Here is a 17,425-nt window from a genome sequence, read left to right on the forward strand (position 1 = left end):
GCTTGGGCATGTGAACATCCTTGCTGCAAGGAGTAAATCCTCACAAGTCAGGAGTCAAGCAAACCCGGGGCAGTCCCATTTCGCTTTCCCTGACTCCCGGTTTCAGCGCCTCAACGATGTCGGTATAAACGCCGTCCACCATGGCAGCGGCCTGGTTCAACAACATGATTTCATCCACGTTCTTGATCTCACGGGCATCCAGCATGTGTTGCTGAGCATCAACCACAGTGAAGCCCTGGCGCTGCATCTCAAAGAGGAAGGGAGGCTCAACAATATCGATTCCTACAGGCGAATCCTGCAATCCCAGATCGGTGAGGATACCTTTGATCTGCGTGACCGCGTCCGCCATAAGACCCGCCGAAGGTGCCACAGCGCCTCGGAACCCAAGGAACCCAGGGCGGTTGTTTTCACTCTTCAGCCACGGCGAGAAGAGTTGGTGATGATTCACAGCAGAGCCGAAGTCCCAAAGGTGTGGCTCGCCGCCGCGAGTGAGTAGGGCATAGCGGATCATTTTGTCCCCTAGTGCCCCTCCAACCCAGGAAGAAGTCGTGTATCGAATGTTGTAGAAGTCGAAAAGGAGAAATGATCCGCAGGCGCTGGCATCCAAAGCGGCTTGGGCACGTGCAAGCCTGTAGTTTCGTAGCCGGTCGAAATCGACTCTTTGTTCGTAGTCAACTCCCATCTGGCCAGGACTTGCCAACGGCCGTGGCCGCATGGAGTTGTCTACCATGTGCGAACCTGCTCTTCCGTCTTTGCTCAACGTAACATCACTCCGAACGCTAACACACGGGCCTACAATCGATTGCATATAAGCAATCGCGGAGCATTCTTCGACACCTACTGTCGAGATAATGACCGCGGATTGAAACATCGAAGGACTGCCGTGATCCGGGATTACTGTTGCAATCGATAGCATTCGATGGAGCGGATCTTTTCGTGCAGAAGCCGGGAAAGGAGTCGATGATGAAGGCCAAGCAACCCGCACGACAGCCCGCGGAGCCTCAAGACTGGAGACATCGCAAGGTCGGCGATCAGGTCATCGTGGATGATACGAATGGCGGATTATTCAAAGCCGAAATCGAAAGTAAGGCGTTGGGTTCGAAAGCAGTCTGGATTCACCGCTACGATACCGGCACCCGGCACCTCTTTGAGTATGGGGATGGAGTGCTCCTCCGCCCCCTTCAAGCCAGCGAGCCGGCTGTTCCGCGCCGGCCGATGCTCCAGCAGGAAACATTCGAATGAGTGCATCCGGGAACTGGCCCAAAAAGACGGCTTCCCGCTTAGCTGACCTGTGGCTTCGCCTCATTGGTGAAAAGGACTTCGGACCGACCGCCTGCACAGATTGCGGGCATGAAGGCGACCCTCTGGCCAACAACTGGCGCTGGTTGGCCGCTGTAAACGGTATGCTTCCAGCAGGCTTTGCTTGCGATGTGGAAATCGCGGACAACGAAGCCTGCCTCTGCCGGAATGACGTGCACCTCCGCTACTAACGCATCCTTCCGTGGTGGTTGCGAGAGTTCCGCAGGGAATAAGTATCGAAGTTGTCGGTTCCCCGGTAGTTCCAGCGCCCGTGCCGGTCCTTAGCATCCCTGGCGATCGGATCTCAGCGGCCATCCCTGGCCGTTCCAGCGCCAGGGCAATGTGACTCGGAAGCACCGGCCTTACATTTCAACGAGATATGCCGGACCTGGGGGCCTTTCTGGCTGGCCCGAGAACTGGATGCGTGCGATCACCGCGCCTGAGACGTGTCAGTACGGTCACGTTCTAAGAGGTCGCCGTGCAGTTTTGCAGCGGTGGCCGCCTTTAATGGAGGAGGAGCAGAACGACTGTGCTCAGGAGCACAATTGTCGTGCCGCTCCAGCCGGCACGACCGTGACGCGAGAGCCGCCCTGCGAGCGCAGCGCCAGCCACGAATGCGATCGGTGCCACGATCGGACCGAGGATGGGAAGATTGTCGGCGCCGGCCAGGCCATGCCAAGGATCGCCCACATTGCCCGTCATGTTCCCGGTGAACACGCGATCGAGCCCGAGGTACCCCGCGGGGTCGAGCGCTCCCGTGGAAAAGGTGAGTGCGAGCATGAGCGCGACATGGATCCCGTCCACTCCAGCCCGCCGGTAAGGCGGTTCATGCGGCACGGAGCGGGAATCGCCGTGACTCGTTTTCGGCGGAACAGGCGGCGTCCAAGGCCCCAGCGGCCGAGGCGTTCATCGCGCAGCCGATTGAAATCGAACCTCGCCTCCCAGTCGACGCCGTTGGTCCCTGTCGTGCCGTTGCTCTTCATGCTGCTCCCTCGCGTGAGGGCGGCTGAGCTCTCACAATATTCAGTACAGATGAACATTGTCGCTGAGGCTACACTTTGCGGTTAGCCGTGCTGTCCGGTATCCGATTCGAGGGAATCGAGCCGCTGGAGGACTTCGACTGCTGAGCGAACCGCAACGCGGCGCTCAATGTCTATACCTCCCTGCCCATTGAGCTCCCGCCTGCCGACGACGAACCACACACCGACGGCCGGTACCGCGCCGTGATTGGCGAACATGTGCGGTCGCGATGAATCGAAGTAAATGGAGTCGCCTACGCCCAACAGGTAGGTGTCGAACTCGAGCTGCAGCGTGATCTCGCAGGATAGGACGTATGCATATTCCACGCCCACGTGGCGCATCAGCTTTCGCTCGAGGGAACTACTGCCCTCAGGCTGATATGTGACGAGCAGGGCATCCGCCGGTCCGTCCGGTCCCATCGCCAATCGCTCCCAACGGACGCCGTTCTCCATCTCGATGACGGGGTTGTCCGCCGAGTGCTGGAGCGCGAGCGATGGGCTTTGCTGAACCACGGACGGTCCTTGCTCCGACTTGAGTCCCAGCAGATCGTCCACCGAGATCGACAGGAGACTGGCGAGAGCGTAGAGCGTAGCTACCGACGGCTGCGTCTTTCCCGTCTCCACCTGCGAGATCAAGCTCGCCGAGACACCCAGCTCCTGTGCGACTTTCCTCAAGCTCATTCCGAGGACCAGCCGCTCGCGTCGCAGGCGTGACCCGACCGAACCAGCAGTCGACATGAGCGCCTCCTCAGCCAGTGTGTGTCGCGCGGTCGCCGTGTGTCGCGCGGTCGCCACAACCCTACCGTTCTGCTGACGGCCGACGCGCATTTCGGTGCCGGGAAGCCGCTCCCTCGGCTGCTCGCTCAGTTCGGCCTCCCGCTGGGACGACCAAGTTCCGCGATGGCCGACCAGTCCAGATGTGCGAGCTGAGGGTCAGCAAGGGCGGCTTCGAAGCGCTCTCGAATTGCGGGGGCAAGCGGGAGTTCTGTCTGTGACTCCCTCGCGAGGCGCTCCGCGAGACTCAGGTCCTTGAGCCCCAGTCCGACAGTGAAGCCCGGCGGTGCGTAGCGGCGCTCAGCGATTATGCCGCCGTAGACCGAGTGAACGACTCCTCCGAAAAAGGTGCTCGTGAAGAGTTCCACGAACTCCGAGGCCGGAACTCCTTCCGCCTCGACGAGTGCGATGCCTTCACTCATTGAGGCCAGCGCATGGAGAATCATCAGGTTTATTGAAATCTTGACCGCATTCGCCTGCTGGGGCTCATCACCCAACCGCCACCGCTTGACGCTGCACGGCGCGAGGTAGCTTTCGACGATATCGACTGCACCCGACGGGCCCGCCAGGAGAATGTTTAGCTTTCCCGCGGCCGCCACCTCTGGGCGGCCCAGCACGGGGGCCGCGACGTACACGACACCGGCATCCGCGAATCGGCGCGAAAGGAGTGCACTCATCTGCGCGCTCACGGACGCCATATTGGCGTGAACCCGGGGACCATTCGCCGCTCCGATGTTCTCGCGGCTTAGCACGGCGTCTGCGGCGCTGTCGTCCGCGAGCATCGAGAAGGAGACGGGCTTGGCAAGCGCGTGTGCTGCCGTTTCGGCCACTCCTGCCCCGGCCGCCACAAGATCGTCCTGTGCCGCTGATGGGCTTCGGTTCCACACTGTCAGGTCGATGCCCGAATCGACCATCCGTCCCGCGATGGCAGAGCCCATCCGGCCGAGCCCAAGATATCCCGCCGCTGCCATGTCTTGCCTCCGACTCTCCCGGCCGCTCACAGAGCCGCAATCGCGTCGATCTCGATGGACGCACCGTTGAAGAGTGCCTGGGCTCCGATCACTGTGCTGGCTGACGGCTCCAGAGTCTGCACGATGGCATTGCAGTCTCGCGCCAGATGTGCAGCTTCTCCTGATCCAGCCCGGCGATATACACGTTCACGCGTACGAGGTCCTCGTACTTGCGCCGGCCACTTCCAGCGCGCGCTCGACTTCGCCGTAGGTCAGCTCGATCGCGCGCACGAAGTCACTGGGAACGGTGCCGTCTTCTTCGAAGCCGACCTGACCGGAGACGAAGATCAAATCGCCGGCGCTGTCGGAGATTCCGGGGATGACCGGTGCCGGCGTGCGTGTGATGCGACTGTGGGGCATTAGACTTCCTGCAATATCAGGTGGCGAATGATGTTGACGGCAAGCGTGACGACCCGACGGTACGGCGTACGCCGTCAGTCGTCTCGGCCGTAGACCACCCAGAAGGCCGGGCCGGGCTCGCCGAGCGCCGACCGGTTACTGAGCGCGTGCCACCGGCGGTTGTGATAGACCAACGGGGTGGGGTCAGCCACAGCCGAGTCGTGCCGCTCGCTCGCCTCGATCGCCTCGGCGATGATCAGGGTCGCGCCGTTCACCTCGACCCGTTGCGTCACTCGCCTTCGAAGCCAGTCAGCGCTGGGGTAGTAGGGCTCGCCTGTGAGCAGGCGGCTCCAGTGGACATCATCACCGAATCGGTTGACCCCGCTGCGCGCGCCTACCTTCGCCAGATCGATCTGATCGACGGAGAGGAGATGGACGATGACTGTTTCCGCCCGCTTGATCGTCGGCGTGCTCGACGACATCGCCGACGCAGAGAAGACCAGCGTTGGCGGATGGATGGACAGTGAGGCCACCGAGCTCACCGTCATGGCGACAGGACCGTCGCCCACGTCGGCGGTGACGACCGCCACCCCGGCGGGGTGTGCACGGAACACGTGACGAAAATCTTCTGCCGAGATATGTGGTTCGGCAAGCGACTCCGACATCTTCCTCCATTCCTTTCGCATTGACGGTGTTCGATGCTTACATGATGGGCAGCACGAATCGCGCTTCGCCGTTTCGCCCGAGCAGCACCTTTCCATACGCTTCGTATCCGGCTGGAGCCAGGATGTGCCCGTGGCGCGCGGCGATAGCCTGGTCGCGCCAGATCCGCTGCAGAGCCGCGGACTCCGCGAATCCTGCCGACCCATGCGCGGACATCAGATTGTTGATGAGCAACGTGATCGTCTCCACGATCCAACCGGCCTTCGCTCTCATCGCGATGCGCTCCGGGTAAGGCGCATAGTAATCCCGCTCTGCGCCTTGGAAGATCTCATCGGCGACCTGGGCCGCGAGTGCCTCCGCGGCCTCGAGCTCGACGGACGCTTTCGCGATGGAGGACTGAAAAACCGCCGACTCCGATTGACGCTCGTAGCCGGTGTAGGCGACAGCCTTGCTTTCCGCCTTGGCTCTGACGAAGTCCAGAGCGGCACGGCCCATACCCAGGTGCGGTCCCAGGAGCTTCATGAACAGAGAGGGGATGAAGACCGTCCGGTACGACACATCGTCACCGTCCGACAGGTATTCGCCCGCGACGGCTGCCGTCAGGGGAAACACACGGTGCGCGGGGACGAAAACATCCTCCGCCACCTGAGTGACACTCGCGGTCGCCCTCATGCCCGCGACGTACCAGTTGTCGTCGTAGGTCAGTTCGGACGTGGGAATCAAGGCGAGCCCGGCGTCAACCACCACGCCGCGTTCATCCTTAAGAGGGATGCCGAGCAACGACCACTCTGCATGCATGCTCCCCGTGCCGTACGACCACTTCCCCGTGACGCTATAACCGCCCTCTATCGGCACGGAATCCGATGTCGTAGCCAGCACGATCGAGATGAAGGAGTCCACCCTCCGGGCCCCACACATCGGCTTGCGCACGCTCGTCCATCAGGCTCAGAACCCACGCCCCCGAGTCGAGGATGCCGTTCACCCATGCGAGGCTTCCGTCGCCGCGTCCGATGCCCCGAGCGACGGCATGGGCCTCGCGAGTGTTCGCAGCGAGGCCGCCGAACTTGGTGGGCACCGAGATGCTGAACGCCCCGGTCTGCACGACGGAATTGAAGGTCTCATCAGAAATGCGGCGACTCTCGTCTGCCCCTCTCCCGGCAGCGAGAAGATCCGGGCGAAGCGCGTCGATCTTCTCTACGATCTTCGCAATCTCAGGTCGCAGTACGGAAGTCGGCATGTTAACTCCTCGGTTCGCTGCCGGGCATCGGATTGTTCACGAATCATGACATAGTAGGTGGGGACCGCCAAGTAATACTGAACGCTACCGGGTCGGCTGATCGGAACATCTTCGTATACGACCACTCGCTCGGCGAGAGAGGGCCCTGCGTGGTGATCAGCCGTGTTCGACGAGCGCCAGCACGCGCGCTGGGCTTCCCGTGCCGCCCACAATCGGAAGTGGCGCCACGACGATCACCGCGCCGGTCACCGGGAGCCGATCCAGGTTCTGCAACGACGTGATGCCATACTTGTCGTTGCCGAGCAGGTAGTAGTGCATGGGCATACCGGGCTCCATGGCGTGGCCTAGCCCCGCGTCGAGCCCCATCGTTTCCACCCCCACGCCCGAGATATGAGTCTCCTCGGCGAGCCAGCGGGCGCATTCCGGGGTGAATCCCGGCGTGTGCGCTCCCTCGCTGTCTGCATTGACGAACCTCTCGGCGTTCTGACTGTGCACAGACCACCCAGTCCGAACGAGTACCCACCCATTCTGCGGGAAGTCCCCATGCTCGGTCTGCCACTCCTTGAAATGATCCGGCGTCGCCACGAAGTCCGGATTCGCTGCAGCCTCGGCCGTGAAGTCCACGACGACCGCCGGACCGATCAGACGAGGCAACGGCGTTTCGGAGACATCTCTGCCGTCGCGTCCCGTGATCCAATGGATCGGCGCATCAAGATGAGTGCCCGTGTGCTCGCTGATATGAATATCGTTGGCCCGCCACACGGGACCGCGCTCGTCGTATGCGGCGATCTCCTCGAGCACGAACGGAGCCGGGCTGGGGAAGGGGTCGGGAAGAGTCATGCTGGGGGTGTTCTCGGTCAACTTGTTGGTCAAGTCGATGATCTCGACTTTCCCGTTCGAAATTGCTGCGACCAGTTCGCCCAGTTGTGCCATGAGCACGCCCTCATCTCGTCAGGTCGACGAGGGACCCTCGCCGAATAACCAAGAACGGCTCAGATTCCACTCGAACCTGCCGTTGATGTCTGCTATATCTTCACAGTTGGACCGAAGGTTGTCAATCATTACTTAACAGTAACTCCAGCGCACACAAGCTCCGGATACTCGTTTGTCCGACGAGAGGCATGCGTCGATGCATATCGGCCCATGCCTCTCGTCCGTGGGATCAGCGGTGTGCGTCCACCCGAGAGTCGAAGGCCTCTTTTGCTGCGCGCGCTCCAACAGCGAACGAAGCGTATTGGACGCCCAAAATAATGCGAGACGCACCGCGACTGAGGGCCCAGTCGAGCTCCTCGGGTGCCCACCCGGCGCACATCCACGGCTTCTGCGCTGATTGGATCGCGCTGACGATCCTATCCATATCCGCGAGATCTGCCTCGCTGCGGGTGTACATCCCGCGCCCCCTACTCATCGACAGGTCCGCCTGACCGATCATCAGTCCGTTGACGGTGCTGAGCGCGGCGATCTTCTCGATGTCCTCCAGTGCATCGGACTCTTCGATGAGCGGGAAACTCAAGGTTTCGGCGTCCGCTGCCGCAACCGCGTCCGCCGTCATCGGGCCCCACGTCGTGTTGCGACCGCTGGCGAGACTACGCGTGCCCAACGGAGGATACTTCGCGTACTCGGTCACCGTCCGGGCGTGCGCCAGGCGTCCGACGTGAGGAATGACCACGCCCGTGCAGCCGAAATCGAGAGCTTGCTGAATTGGCTCCCGATCCGGGCCGAGAACCTTCGCGAACACCTCAAGCCCGAGCCCCAGAAGTAGCGGCACATGCCGCGAGAGCGTCTCAACGTCGAACATTCCGTGCTCCAGGTCGAGCATGACGAAATCAAACTCAAGGTCAGCGATGATTTCCGCTGACGGAACCCTGTTGTCCGCCAGGCAGAATCCAGTTTTTGTCATTCGAGAACCACGTTCTTCGTCCGATGAGATTTCGCTGCGGATCCGCGTCGTGGATCAGCCACCTTGCCTTGCTGTGCTGCGCTTCTGCCGCTGTTCGGCGTCGATGATGAATCCGTCCGGAAGCACCAGATCATCGATCGTCACGTCACGGATGGATGATTTGCCGAGTGAGACCAGGCCACGTTCGATCGTGCCGCGGAAGCCCTCGAGGACTTCGTACACGCCTCGCTCTCCGTCAGCAGCGAGGGCGTAGAACCACGGTCGCCCGATCATCACGGTCGAGGCACCTAGTGCCAGGGCTTTAAGCACGTCAGTACCACGGCGTACACCGCTGTCGTAGATGACCTGGGCCTGATCGCCGACCGCGCTGACGACTGACGGCAGGAACCGCAAGGGCGAAGGAGTCGTGTCGAGGTTGTTCCCGCCGTGGTTGGACACTCCGATCGCAGTCGCCCCCGCATCCACCGCACGCCGCGCATCGTCTGCCGCCACGATGCCCTTGACCATGATCGGGCCACCCCACAGTTCAGCGAGCCACGCGACATCGTCCCAGGTCGGGACCGCCGTCCCGAGCCACTCCATCAGCCCTCCCACCAGCGTGGGGACCGGTTCACCGGCCTTGCCCATGTTGGGTGCGTTCAGACCGGGCAAGGAGCGCTGCTTGACGTAGCGCAGGAACCACGTAGGGTGACTGGCCGCCATCGGCGCATACTTCACCAGCGTTGCGAAGTTGATCCCATCCGGGTACACCGGCGAGCCCCAGTCCCGCGGGTTGAACGCGACCCGACTGGCGGAGAGGTCGACGGTCAGGATCAATCCCTTCACCCCGGCTTTCCGGAAGCGCTCTACCCGCCCCGCAATGACGTCGCGATCTCCGGACCAGTAGACTTGCGCGAACGACCGCGAGTTCACCTTGGCCACCTCCTCGATCGCAACGGAGGCAACGTTGCTCACCCCGATCGCGGTGCCGGCGCGCTCGGCGGCACGGGCGACACCGATCTCGCCATCCGGATGCATCGCAAACGCCGCCGCCGGGGAGATGACGACCGGCATCTCGATCGGCTGACCCATGAACGTCGCCGCCAGGTCGAGCCGAGCCGGCAGCGCTACGCCGACACGCGGGATCATACCGATCTGCGTGAAAGCCGCGAGGTTACCGCTCATCGTGGCACCAGAATCGCTACCCGCCTCAAGCGCATCGTATATGTCCTTGGGCAGCAGCCTCTTCGCCTTAACATGGGCCTCGTTGACAGACTCAAGTGGCTTGTGCGCCATGTCTTCTCCTTTTCTGATTTGTATAAACGGTCGCGTCGTTACCGACAGGCCTTTCGCGGTCAGTCACCTTACGGAGTGACCAGTGGCAGGTGGTCAAGCGTGTAGGAACGGTCGCCCGGTGCCACGTATGAGGCAAGGTTGGCCTTGGTCCAGAACGTAGACTTGACCACGAGCTCCTTGTCGGGCTTGCCGTCCCTAATGTCTTTTGCCGCTTTGACGACGGCGGCGCCCGTTGCGGTCGTGTTGGGGTCCCACGTACCCGTCAGCCGACCCTGCCTGAGTCCGTCTGGAACATCACCATCTCTTGTTCGTCACGACCCGGGTCTGCTGGCCCGCGTCTCAGGAAGGGATCCGGCGGCCTGAACGGCCATGTCACCTCCCGCCCGCCTGTGATGCCGGCGGGGCGGAAGATGAGGATGATCACCATGAACGCCGCAACGACCACGAGGCGGCTGCCTGAGGGCAGAGAAATGACGACCGCTCCGATGTGCATGCCGTTCTCCAGCAGGCCCAGAACGTGGTTCAGCGCTGAGATGAGAAGGCTGCCGACGACAGCTCCCCAGACCGAGAGCATCCCTCCGACCACGAGCATGGCGATCGTCGTGAAGGTGAAGTCCAGACCGAACTGCGAAGCCTGCACGACGCGGTTCGTCTGGGCCCACATCGCGCCGCCTACGCCGGCGAGCGCACCCGAAATGGCGAAGGCGATGATGCGATGCCAGGTGATGTTGATCCCGGATGCCGGGGCGGCTTGGGCGTTCTCCCGCGACGCCCGAAGCATCCGCGCGCTGCGACTCTGCCCGTAGCCCCATGCGAGAACGACGACGATGAGCGCGATCACGAGCGTGCTCTGCAGGTCGAAGCTCCGGGGGACGCCCGTCATCGACTGGCCCGACTTCGGCCCGACCGCACTCCAGTAGGTGAGCACCTGCAGCACGAGCATGAGCAAGGCAAACGTTGCGATTCCCGCTTCAAGCCCGTGCAGGCGCATGAGCGCGAAGCCGCTGACAAGCGCGGTGACGCCGCCGGCCACGCCTGCGATGAGCAGAGCGGCATAGGGGTTCGCGGAAGCATGCGCCAAGAAAGGCGCGAGTTCGGGCATGATCGAGGACTTCACCGACGGGTTGATCGTCAACAGCGACATCGTCCAGGCCCCGACGGCCACGAAAGCGAGGTGTCCGAAGGACAGGACTCCGCTGTTGCCGATGAACGACCACATCGCCACGACGATGATCAGAGTGGCCAGGGCATAACCGAGGTCGATGGACGCGGCGGGTAACAGATTGCTCACCGCAGAGGCGACAACCCAGATGACGACCAGCGGAACGATCAGCGTCCACAGCGAGAGCACGACGTGAGGAACTCTCCAGCCAACGAGGGGGAGGCGGGACGTGCGGGAAGAGGTCATGTGCGCTCCTTGGCTGTGCGTCCGGCGAAGATTCCGTTGGGAGCGATCAGGAGGACGACGATGACGAGTAGGTAGACCAAGGCGACGCGGAAGTCGCCGAATCCGGATGGCAGCCAGGTCGTGAACAGCGATAGGGCGAATCCAACAGCGAACCCGCCGACCAGCGCGCCCCCAATGCGGTTCAGTCCGCCGATGACAGCACCGATGAGGCCGAAGAGTGTCGCCTGGACGCCGAAGGTCGGATTGACGGCGCCCGATTGGGTGGTGAGGACGAACGCGACAGCGGCTGCCAGGATGCCGCTCATCCCCAGAGTGACCGCGATCATGACCCCCGAGCGGATGCCGAGGATGCGAGCCTCACGGAAGTTGGCGGCGGCGGCCTGCACTTGGAGTCCCATCCTTGACTTCGTGAGGAAGAAGTGGACCGCAATGAGCAGGACGGCTGCGAGGATGATCGCCACGATCGCAAGCATGCTGAGGCGCAATCCGCCGACGTTCACCGATCGTGTCAGCGCTGGAGCGACGGCTCCGGTGCGGACGTTCACACCGAAGATCCCTTCGTAGGCACGCTGCAGCAAGATACTCACGCCGAAGCTGGCGATCAGGAGGGATGCGGCCGATTGCGACCGCATCCATCGGAACACGGCGAGGTCCATCAGCAGGGACAGCGCGATGGCGACCACGACGGATGCGGCGAGTGCGAGCGGCCAGGATAGCGGCCATACGAGGATGAGCGCGTAGGCGGCACCCGTGATGATCTCGCCGTTAGCGAAGTTCGCGAGCCGCAGTACGCCGAACACGAGCCCGATGCCCAGCGCAGCGAGCGCGTAGACCGCACCCGCGGAGGTGGCGTCGATGAGAGATTGAATGACAGGGATCATGATCCGAGGTACGCCTTCATGAGAAGTGCGGAGTCATCCGCGTCGTTCGGGGAGAGGGTCATAGTGATGCGTCCTTCGGTCAGCACGTAGGTCCTTGTCGCGGTAGCCACGGTCTGCTGCGCGCGTTGTTCGACGATGAGGACGGCCGTGCCGCGAGCGCAGATGCTCTCGATTGCGGCAAAGACCGTGTCCACCGCTGTCGGCGACAGGCCCAGTGACGGCTCGTCGAGGGCGAGAAGGGTCGGCGCCGCGAGCAGGGCGCGTCCGATCGCGAGCTGCTGCTGCTGGCCGCCGGACAGGAGCCCGGCGGGGCGCTCGGCGAACTCACTGAGAATGGGGAAGAGTTCATACACCCATCTAAGGTCGTCGGCGAGCCCTCTGCGGTCGCGGCGGGCAGTCGACCCGAGACGGAGATTGTCGCGGACGCTCAGACGGCCGAAGATGTGATGGCCTTCCGTCACCAGCGCCAAGCCGGCGCGTGCGACCTGCTCCGGAGCCATACGGCGGAGATCGACACCGCGCAAGCTTGTCTCCGCGGACTCGGATCGCACAGCGTTCACGACTCCGAGGAGAGTCGAGGACTTCCCCGCGCCGTTCGGGCCGATGATGCCGACCATCTCTCCGGCGTTGACGTGGAAGCTCAGGTCGGACACGGCGGGAATGCCGCCGTATGCGACGCGCAGACCCGACACCATCAGCACTCGTTCGGTGTTATCCAGCGACATCTTCGCCTCCTTCAGCGATCTGTCGAGCCGCGTTGCCCAGGTATGACGTGGCCAGACGTTCGTCGTGGCGGATCTCGTCGGGGCAGCCGTCGATGACGTTCCGGCCGGCGCCGAGGACGAAGATGTGGTCGCAGCTGCCGAACACGAGGGGCATGTTGTGATCGATCAGGAGCACGCCGATGCCGCGCGCCGCGAGAGCGCGCATCGTGTCGCGGAAATGCTGCGCCTCGCCCTCGTTGAGCCCTGCGGCGGGCTCGTCGAAGAGCACCCAGCTTGGTTGCGTCGCGAGTGCTCGCGCGACACCGAGGCGTCGCTCGACTCCGTGGGGCAGATGATTCGCGGCGTGCAGAGCCCACTCTTCGAGCTGCAACTCGGACAGAACGTCCAAGGTGAGAGCGCGCGCCTTGGCACCGGTCACTCCGCAGGCCAGCGCTGTGACCTCGACATTCTCCATGACCGTGAGGAGCGGATAGAGGTGGCCGTGTTGGAAGGTGCGGGCGATGCCGCGGTGCGTCCTGCGCTGTGCCGACTCCCGTGGAAGCGTTTCGCCGTCGATCTCGATGGCGCCCTCATCCGGTCGGTCGAACCCGCTGAGGATGTTGACGAGCGTCGACTTGCCGGCGCCGTTGGCGCCGATCAAGCCGGTTACCCGACCGCGCGGGATCTCGATGTTCACGTCTTGCAGCGCTCTTACGCCGCGGTATGACCGAGTTATCCCGCGGCCCTGGAGCCGGACACTCGCGCGTCCGGCTCCAGGGACAGTGCGGACGTCAGCCATTGACGTTGATCTTCTCGGGTGCGCGCCGCTCGACGAACTTGAGCGTCCCGTCCTTGACCACGAGCACGCTCTGCGACCGGTCGACCCCGATGTGCAGTTGCGGCGTGAATGTCGTGTCGCCGACCAGGAACTTCTCATCCTTAAAGTTCTCGAAGGCTTTGGCGAGCTTGTCTCCGTTCCAGCTCCCCGCGATCTCGTGACCCTTGACGAGCGCATCGAGGACCGACGGGCCTGTGACGAAGCTTCCGGTGACGGGACGTTGCCCGTAGGTGGACGCATAGAGGTCCGCGAACTTGTTGACGGCGGGGTCCGGATCATCCCCCGTGGTCGAGACATACGTGGTGACGTAGTAGTCGCTGAGCCCCGGGATCGCGTCGAGCCAGAACGTTCCGTCCATGCCGAAGCCCGAAATGATCGGGGCTGCGATCCCGCCGGCACGCAAATCCTTCGCCGCCTTGGCACCCCCGGGGTTATAGCCACAGTTGAAGACTACGTCGGGGGCTGTTCCGCCTGTGATCTTCGAAACGATCTCCGGGATGCTGTCGCCCTGGACATAGTTGTAACTTCCAACGTCGGTACCACCGAGTTCGATAAACCTCTTACGTGCGATCGCACACTGGCTCTGCGTATACTTGAGGCTCGTGTCCGTGAGGAATACGCCCTTCTTCCACCCCTTGCTCTGCGCGAACTCGGCCATGACGACGCCCTCGCCGATCGTCGAGTTGCCCATCGAGAAGCTCAGGTTGAGTCCGCCCTTCGGCCCGAAGAGCGCATCACCGATACATGGTGAGATGCTCATGACGTTTGCCTGCCCGGCGGCGAGCGCTCCCGGGCTCGAGAGGTCGAAGTCACAGGTGAGGATGATTGCCTTGGCGCCGGCATCGATCAGCTGCTGGCTCGCCGGTGCGTACTTGTCCAGATTTGAGCCGGTGTCGATCACGCGAAGTTCGACGTGCTTGCCATCGATGCCGCCCTTCTCGTTGAGCTGAGTGATCGCCATCTTCATTGCGTTGAGCGCTGGCGCGTCGACGACGGACATGAAACCCGTCTCGGCCATCGCCGCGCCGAGGAGGATCGTGTCGGAGCTCCCCTTGCTGGCCGAGTCGCTCGGCTGAGAGGCGCTGGCGACGCACCCCGTGAGGGCCAGAGCCGACACCGCTACGACGCTGAGCGTCGCAATCGTTCTTGACGCAAATCTCATAGTTCACTTGCTCGCTTTCTATTGGGGATTGCGGTGGAGCAGAAGGATGAGGGCACAACCGGAACGCTGTCGCCCGTGCCGAGGATCCGTGATCGGAACATCTTCGTATACGGCCACTCGGTCGGCGAGAGAGGGCCCTGTGTGGCGATCAGCCGTGTTCGACGTTGATGTCTGCTATATCTTCACAGTCGGACCGAAGGTTGTCAATCATTACTTAACAGTAACTCCAGCGCACACTAGCTCCGGATACTCACGGATTTGCTGGGGTGGCCGACCAACGACAGGCGAAATTCGTTGACAGCCCGAGTGGATCGAGATGGCTTTTGACGCGACCCGTTCAGTGGCATTTACGATCCCCCCCGGGACGACCTCGGACTGCGGATGATCGAGGACACGGCGCCTTCGCGAATGCGCAAGCAGGCCGTCATGCGGGCCCCGCCCGGCTGAGGCGTGTGGCTAAACCCGGGGAAGCCGCGCTTCACCGTACCGATGCGGATCTCGCAGAGATCGATTCGATACCCGAGCAGGGGAACGATGAGCTCGCGAGGGTGAGTTGCAGGAACTGCACCGACTGAACGCCACGCTTCTACGATGCCGTCGCCTCGGCGTGCGGCAACGACGTTCTCAAGGCGTTCATCCACGTGCTCTCGTTCCGCAATCGCTGCCAGCGACCCGCGTATTCCTTCGGTGTTGAGCAGATTGGATACTGGATGCGCTCAGCCAGCGGGGGCGGGTTCTGCCCGGTGGCTGATGCGACCCAAGCGTAGAGGCCGTTATCTAGAGCTGCGCGAATTGTTGCCAGCCAATCACTGAAAGCCAGCGACATCTGTACCGGTGCTTGCTCTCGTGTGATGGCTAGGATTTCGAACGACGTTGGCGTGACGTTACGGACGTCGATATCCCAAGGATGGGTCGAAATGTAGTCTTTCCAAGACTCACCAAATTCTTTTCGCTTCGCTGTGGCGTGGTGCAATCTCGCAAAAGCGAAATCAAAGAGCTGCTGAATGCCCTAACTCTAAGCGCGGGCTGTGACAGACCAACTGAAAGGCTGCTTGCCGGCAAAAGACTAGCGACCGACAAGCTCATCTAGAATCACACCTAGTGCCCGGAGAACCTGGCGCTAACTGTTTATAGGCGGGGGAGAAACAACATGACGACTGAAGGTCACTACTGGACGGCTCAGGAATACGGTCTTGCAGCGGAAGGTCAGTTTCTTGCCTTTGCCCACTCCCGAAATTACGAACCTGAGTATTTCGGTGGTCACCACAGGTCCAAGGATGTTGTAATCACGGTCGAAGGCGCCATAAGCACCGTCGACGTGAAGGCTGGATTCCCATGGCCGGGCCGGGGTATCGGTTTCATGGGCCGAAAGACCGGCATCCAAATCCGCGCCGACTACCTCGCTCTGGTGGTACATAACCGTGACGAGTCGTCCCGGTTATACGGAGACCGCTTGGAATTCCCGGAACATGATGGGATCTATCTCGTGCCCTCCCAGACCGTCGAGGAACTTTTCACCAAGGGTTTAAATCTTTCCGGCAATCCCAGCGGACTGAATGTGTATGCACAGGGCCTGGATCTGCATCAATTCAAAGTCTCCTGAAAGCAGGAGAAAACAAGGGAAGGGGGTCACCGTATCGTGGCACCCCTTCCCTTGTCTGGTTCTTCGATCCCTATCGGGACAGCCCGTTCTTTCCTCGTTGAGCACCGACCGTTGCCCCTGTGCGGGACTTACGAGCTTTGGTTGCACCCTTGCCCATGGTGACGGCTGCGCTGGGGTGTGTGCCTTCGCTGCGGGCTGCGGCGAGGCGGCCGCGGATCTGTGTTTCGTTGGCACCGGTGTTGGCCAGGGACTCGGCAAACTTCTCGTGGTGTTCGGCCGAGCCGTAATCGGCGGCCGACGCACTCTCTGCTTTGAGTCCCTGGTCTTTCAAACGGCTGCTATCGGTGCCGGTGACGCGGTTTTCGATCTCGCGGCCGAGGCCTTCCATTCGGGCGAAGAGGTCCTTCTCGGCGCGTTCGTACCGCTGTTCCAGTGACACCTGCTCGGAGCCTTTGAAACCGCCCTCGGCCAGGAGTTTGGCCTCGTGCATGTCCTGGGCCGCTTTCACGAACGCGGGATCTTCGAAGTGAGAGTCGCCGGCCCCGTTGACGTTCGCGGTGGTTTCTTTCCGTAGCTGGTCAATATCGGGGCCGTTGATGCCGTCCTTGCCAATAAGGAACATGCGTTCCTGCACGGTGGCGTCCGCTGCCGCCACTGCTTTGGGCGTCTTGGCACTGTGGGCGGTCTGCAGGGCCCGGGCCAGCTCGAGGTTGGCCAGGTACCCCACGGGCACCTGGTGCCGTTCCATTTCCGGGGCCAGTTCCGTCGCCTGCGCGCGGAGTTCTTCCGCGCGGGCCGCTGCGAGCAGCTGCATGGCCTTCTCGTGTTCGGCGGCTGCTTTGCGCGTCTCTTCCTGGCTGCGAGCCAGGGCGTCCTGCCGGGCTTTCTCGGTGGTGATGGTCTGGCTCCCTGACTCCAGATAGGCGGAGTCAGCGCCGACGTCGTGGGTGTCGATGCCGTAGCGCGTGAGAACTTCCTGACGGATTCTCTCCGATGCTGCCAGGGCGGCAGGGTCGTGGTCCCTCCACCCTTCCGCGACGGCGTGCGCAGTGGCAATGTCATGGGACTGGGCTTTGTCCCACCACTGCTCCTTCTCCACGGGCGCCAGCGCCGCGTGGGCGGCGCTGCGTTCGGCAGCGAGGCGTGCCTGGGCTTCGTGCGCTACCTGGGCGTCCTGGTGTTCCTGTTGCCGCTGACTCTCCTGACGCCGACGTACCAATGTCTCGGCAATACGTGAGGCGATCATCAACGACTGCCGCAGGCCGCCGTCCAGGACGTCGTCCATTCCATCTGATTCACTCATCGTGCTCCCC

General features: G+C 62.4%; 20 protein-coding genes. 2 read left to right on the plus strand and 18 right to left on the minus strand.

The genetic code is table 11. The features are described 5' to 3' along the window. Window positions 1-40: 40 nt before the first annotated feature. A complete protein-coding gene (locus tag OOZ51_RS19010; protein ID WP_265981332.1) occupies window positions 41-730 on the minus strand; it encodes a hypothetical protein in 690 nt (229 codons plus the stop codon). Window positions 731-963: 233 nt separating this feature from the next. Between OOZ51_RS19010 and OOZ51_RS19015 the strand changes: the two genes are divergently transcribed. Beyond that, window positions 964-1,242: a hypothetical protein gene (locus tag OOZ51_RS19015; protein ID WP_265981333.1), complete on the plus strand. Its 279-nt coding sequence runs from the start codon at window positions 964-966 to the stop codon at window positions 1,240-1,242. 561 nt (window positions 1,243-1,803) lie between these two features. Here the strand turns inward: OOZ51_RS19015 and OOZ51_RS19020 are convergent. From OOZ51_RS19020 to OOZ51_RS19095, 16 genes are all read right to left on the minus strand, one after another. After that, complete coding sequence (locus OOZ51_RS19020) at window positions 1,804-2,136, minus strand: DUF1275 family protein (RefSeq protein ID WP_265981334.1); 333 nt, start codon at window positions 2,134-2,136, stop codon at window positions 1,804-1,806. A gap of 227 nt (window positions 2,137-2,363) precedes the next feature. Beyond that, entirely contained in the window at window positions 2,364-3,056 is a 693-nt protein-coding gene (locus OOZ51_RS19025; protein WP_265981335.1) for a helix-turn-helix domain-containing protein, read from the minus strand. A 125-nt stretch (window positions 3,057-3,181) separates the two neighbouring features. Further along, window positions 3,182-4,063, minus strand: coding sequence for an NAD(P)-dependent oxidoreductase (locus tag OOZ51_RS19030; protein ID WP_265981336.1), 882 nt, complete (start codon window positions 4,061-4,063; stop codon window positions 3,182-3,184). A 186-nt stretch (window positions 4,064-4,249) separates the two neighbouring features. Further along, window positions 4,250-4,462 (minus strand): RidA family protein, encoded by a 213-nt coding sequence (locus OOZ51_RS19035; RefSeq protein ID WP_265981337.1) that lies wholly within the window; start codon window positions 4,460-4,462, stop codon window positions 4,250-4,252. Between the two features lie 74 nt (window positions 4,463-4,536). Then, window positions 4,537-5,106, minus strand: a complete 570-nt coding sequence (locus OOZ51_RS19040; protein WP_265981338.1) for a flavin reductase family protein — start codon at window positions 5,104-5,106, stop codon at window positions 4,537-4,539. Between the two features lie 37 nt (window positions 5,107-5,143). Beyond that, complete coding sequence (locus OOZ51_RS19045) at window positions 5,144-5,902, minus strand: acyl-CoA dehydrogenase family protein (protein ID WP_265981339.1); 759 nt, start codon at window positions 5,900-5,902, stop codon at window positions 5,144-5,146. 34 nt (window positions 5,903-5,936) lie between these two features. Then, entirely contained in the window at window positions 5,937-6,341 is a 405-nt protein-coding gene (locus OOZ51_RS19050; protein ID WP_265981340.1) for an acyl-CoA dehydrogenase family protein, read from the minus strand. A 156-nt stretch (window positions 6,342-6,497) separates the two neighbouring features. Further along, entirely contained in the window at window positions 6,498-7,274 is a 777-nt protein-coding gene (locus OOZ51_RS19055) for a cyclase family protein (protein WP_265981341.1), read from the minus strand. 229 nt (window positions 7,275-7,503) lie between these two features. Beyond that, the gene (locus OOZ51_RS19060; protein ID WP_265981342.1) at window positions 7,504-8,241 is read right to left on the minus strand and encodes an HpcH/HpaI aldolase family protein; all 738 of its coding nucleotides are present in this window, start codon (window positions 8,239-8,241) and stop codon (window positions 7,504-7,506) included. Window positions 8,242-8,295: 54 nt separating this feature from the next. Beyond that, the gene (mftD, locus tag OOZ51_RS19065; protein ID WP_265981343.1) at window positions 8,296-9,516 is read right to left on the minus strand and encodes a pre-mycofactocin synthase MftD; all 1,221 of its coding nucleotides are present in this window, start codon (window positions 9,514-9,516) and stop codon (window positions 8,296-8,298) included. 262 nt (window positions 9,517-9,778) lie between these two features. Beyond that, complete coding sequence (locus OOZ51_RS19070; protein WP_265981344.1) at window positions 9,779-10,924, minus strand: branched-chain amino acid ABC transporter permease; 1,146 nt, start codon at window positions 10,922-10,924, stop codon at window positions 9,779-9,781. After that, window positions 10,921-11,805, minus strand: coding sequence for a branched-chain amino acid ABC transporter permease (locus OOZ51_RS19075; protein WP_265981345.1), 885 nt, complete (start codon window positions 11,803-11,805; stop codon window positions 10,921-10,923). The genes OOZ51_RS19070 and OOZ51_RS19075 overlap by 4 nt, the downstream gene beginning before the upstream one ends. Continuing rightward, on the minus strand, window positions 11,802-12,530 hold the full coding sequence (locus tag OOZ51_RS19080) for an ABC transporter ATP-binding protein (RefSeq protein WP_265981346.1): 729 nt from the start codon (window positions 12,528-12,530) through the stop codon (window positions 11,802-11,804). The genes OOZ51_RS19075 and OOZ51_RS19080 overlap by 4 nt, the downstream gene beginning before the upstream one ends. Beyond that, window positions 12,517-13,206 carry an ABC transporter ATP-binding protein gene (locus OOZ51_RS19085; RefSeq protein WP_265981347.1) on the minus strand — a complete coding sequence of 230 codons (690 nt, stop codon included), beginning with the start codon at window positions 13,204-13,206 and terminating at the stop codon, window positions 12,517-12,519. The genes OOZ51_RS19080 and OOZ51_RS19085 overlap by 14 nt, the downstream gene beginning before the upstream one ends. Before the next feature lie 94 nt (window positions 13,207-13,300). Beyond that, complete coding sequence (locus OOZ51_RS19090) at window positions 13,301-14,509, minus strand: ABC transporter substrate-binding protein (protein WP_265981348.1); 1,209 nt, start codon at window positions 14,507-14,509, stop codon at window positions 13,301-13,303. 347 nt (window positions 14,510-14,856) lie between these two features. After that, window positions 14,857-15,150, minus strand: coding sequence for a hypothetical protein (locus OOZ51_RS19095; protein WP_265981349.1), 294 nt, complete (start codon window positions 15,148-15,150; stop codon window positions 14,857-14,859). A 509-nt stretch (window positions 15,151-15,659) separates the two neighbouring features. Here OOZ51_RS19095 and OOZ51_RS19100 point away from each other — a divergent pair. After that, window positions 15,660-16,112: a hypothetical protein gene (locus OOZ51_RS19100; RefSeq protein WP_265981350.1), complete on the plus strand. Its 453-nt coding sequence runs from the start codon at window positions 15,660-15,662 to the stop codon at window positions 16,110-16,112. Between the two features lie 70 nt (window positions 16,113-16,182). Here OOZ51_RS19100 and OOZ51_RS19105 read toward each other — a convergent pair whose 3' ends face one another. Continuing rightward, window positions 16,183-17,415, minus strand: coding sequence for a hypothetical protein (locus OOZ51_RS19105; RefSeq protein ID WP_265981351.1), 1,233 nt, complete (start codon window positions 17,413-17,415; stop codon window positions 16,183-16,185). Between the last annotated feature and the right edge of the window lie 10 nt (window positions 17,416-17,425).

Origin of the sequence: Arthrobacter rhizophilus (genome assembly GCF_026241105.1) — a bacterium.
Taxonomy (GTDB): Bacteria; Actinomycetota; Actinomycetes; order Actinomycetales; family Micrococcaceae; genus Arthrobacter.

What these genes read in the sequence shown, in the direction of transcription:
- OOZ51_RS19015 (WP_265981333.1), top strand. Translation starts at nt 964, where the DNA reads ATGAAGGCCAAGCAACCCGCACGACAGCCCGCGGAGCCTCAAGACTGG.
- OOZ51_RS19040 (WP_265981338.1), bottom strand. Translation starts at nt 5,106, where the DNA reads ATGTCGGAGTCGCTTGCCGAACCACATATCTCGGCAGAAGATTTTCGT.
- OOZ51_RS19045 (WP_265981339.1), bottom strand. Translation starts at nt 5,902, where the DNA reads ATGCATGCAGAGTGGTCGTTGCTCGGCATCCCTCTTAAGGATGAACGC.
- OOZ51_RS19070 (WP_265981344.1), bottom strand. Translation starts at nt 10,924, where the DNA reads ATGACCTCTTCCCGCACGTCCCGCCTCCCCCTCGTTGGCTGGAGAGTT.
- mftD (WP_265981343.1), bottom strand. Translation starts at nt 9,516, where the DNA reads ATGGCGCACAAGCCACTTGAGTCTGTCAACGAGGCCCATGTTAAGGCG.
- OOZ51_RS19105 (WP_265981351.1), bottom strand. Translation starts at nt 17,415, where the DNA reads ATGAGTGAATCAGATGGAATGGACGACGTCCTGGACGGCGGCCTGCGG.
- OOZ51_RS19010 (WP_265981332.1), bottom strand. Translation starts at nt 730, where the DNA reads ATGGTAGACAACTCCATGCGGCCACGGCCGTTGGCAAGTCCTGGCCAG.
- OOZ51_RS19075 (WP_265981345.1), bottom strand. Translation starts at nt 11,805, where the DNA reads ATGATCCCTGTCATTCAATCTCTCATCGACGCCACCTCCGCGGGTGCG.
- OOZ51_RS19035 (WP_265981337.1), bottom strand. Translation starts at nt 4,462, where the DNA reads ATGCCCCACAGTCGCATCACACGCACGCCGGCACCGGTCATCCCCGGA.
- OOZ51_RS19030 (WP_265981336.1), bottom strand. Translation starts at nt 4,063, where the DNA reads ATGGCAGCGGCGGGATATCTTGGGCTCGGCCGGATGGGCTCTGCCATC.
- OOZ51_RS19055 (WP_265981341.1), bottom strand. Translation starts at nt 7,274, where the DNA reads ATGGCACAACTGGGCGAACTGGTCGCAGCAATTTCGAACGGGAAAGTC.
- OOZ51_RS19080 (WP_265981346.1), bottom strand. Translation starts at nt 12,530, where the DNA reads ATGTCGCTGGATAACACCGAACGAGTGCTGATGGTGTCGGGTCTGCGC.
- OOZ51_RS19090 (WP_265981348.1), bottom strand. Translation starts at nt 14,509, where the DNA reads ATGAGATTTGCGTCAAGAACGATTGCGACGCTCAGCGTCGTAGCGGTG.
- OOZ51_RS19025 (WP_265981335.1), bottom strand. Translation starts at nt 3,056, where the DNA reads ATGTCGACTGCTGGTTCGGTCGGGTCACGCCTGCGACGCGAGCGGCTG.
- OOZ51_RS19100 (WP_265981350.1), top strand. Translation starts at nt 15,660, where the DNA reads ATGACGACTGAAGGTCACTACTGGACGGCTCAGGAATACGGTCTTGCA.
- OOZ51_RS19060 (WP_265981342.1), bottom strand. Translation starts at nt 8,241, where the DNA reads ATGACAAAAACTGGATTCTGCCTGGCGGACAACAGGGTTCCGTCAGCG.
- OOZ51_RS19050 (WP_265981340.1), bottom strand. Translation starts at nt 6,341, where the DNA reads ATGCCGACTTCCGTACTGCGACCTGAGATTGCGAAGATCGTAGAGAAG.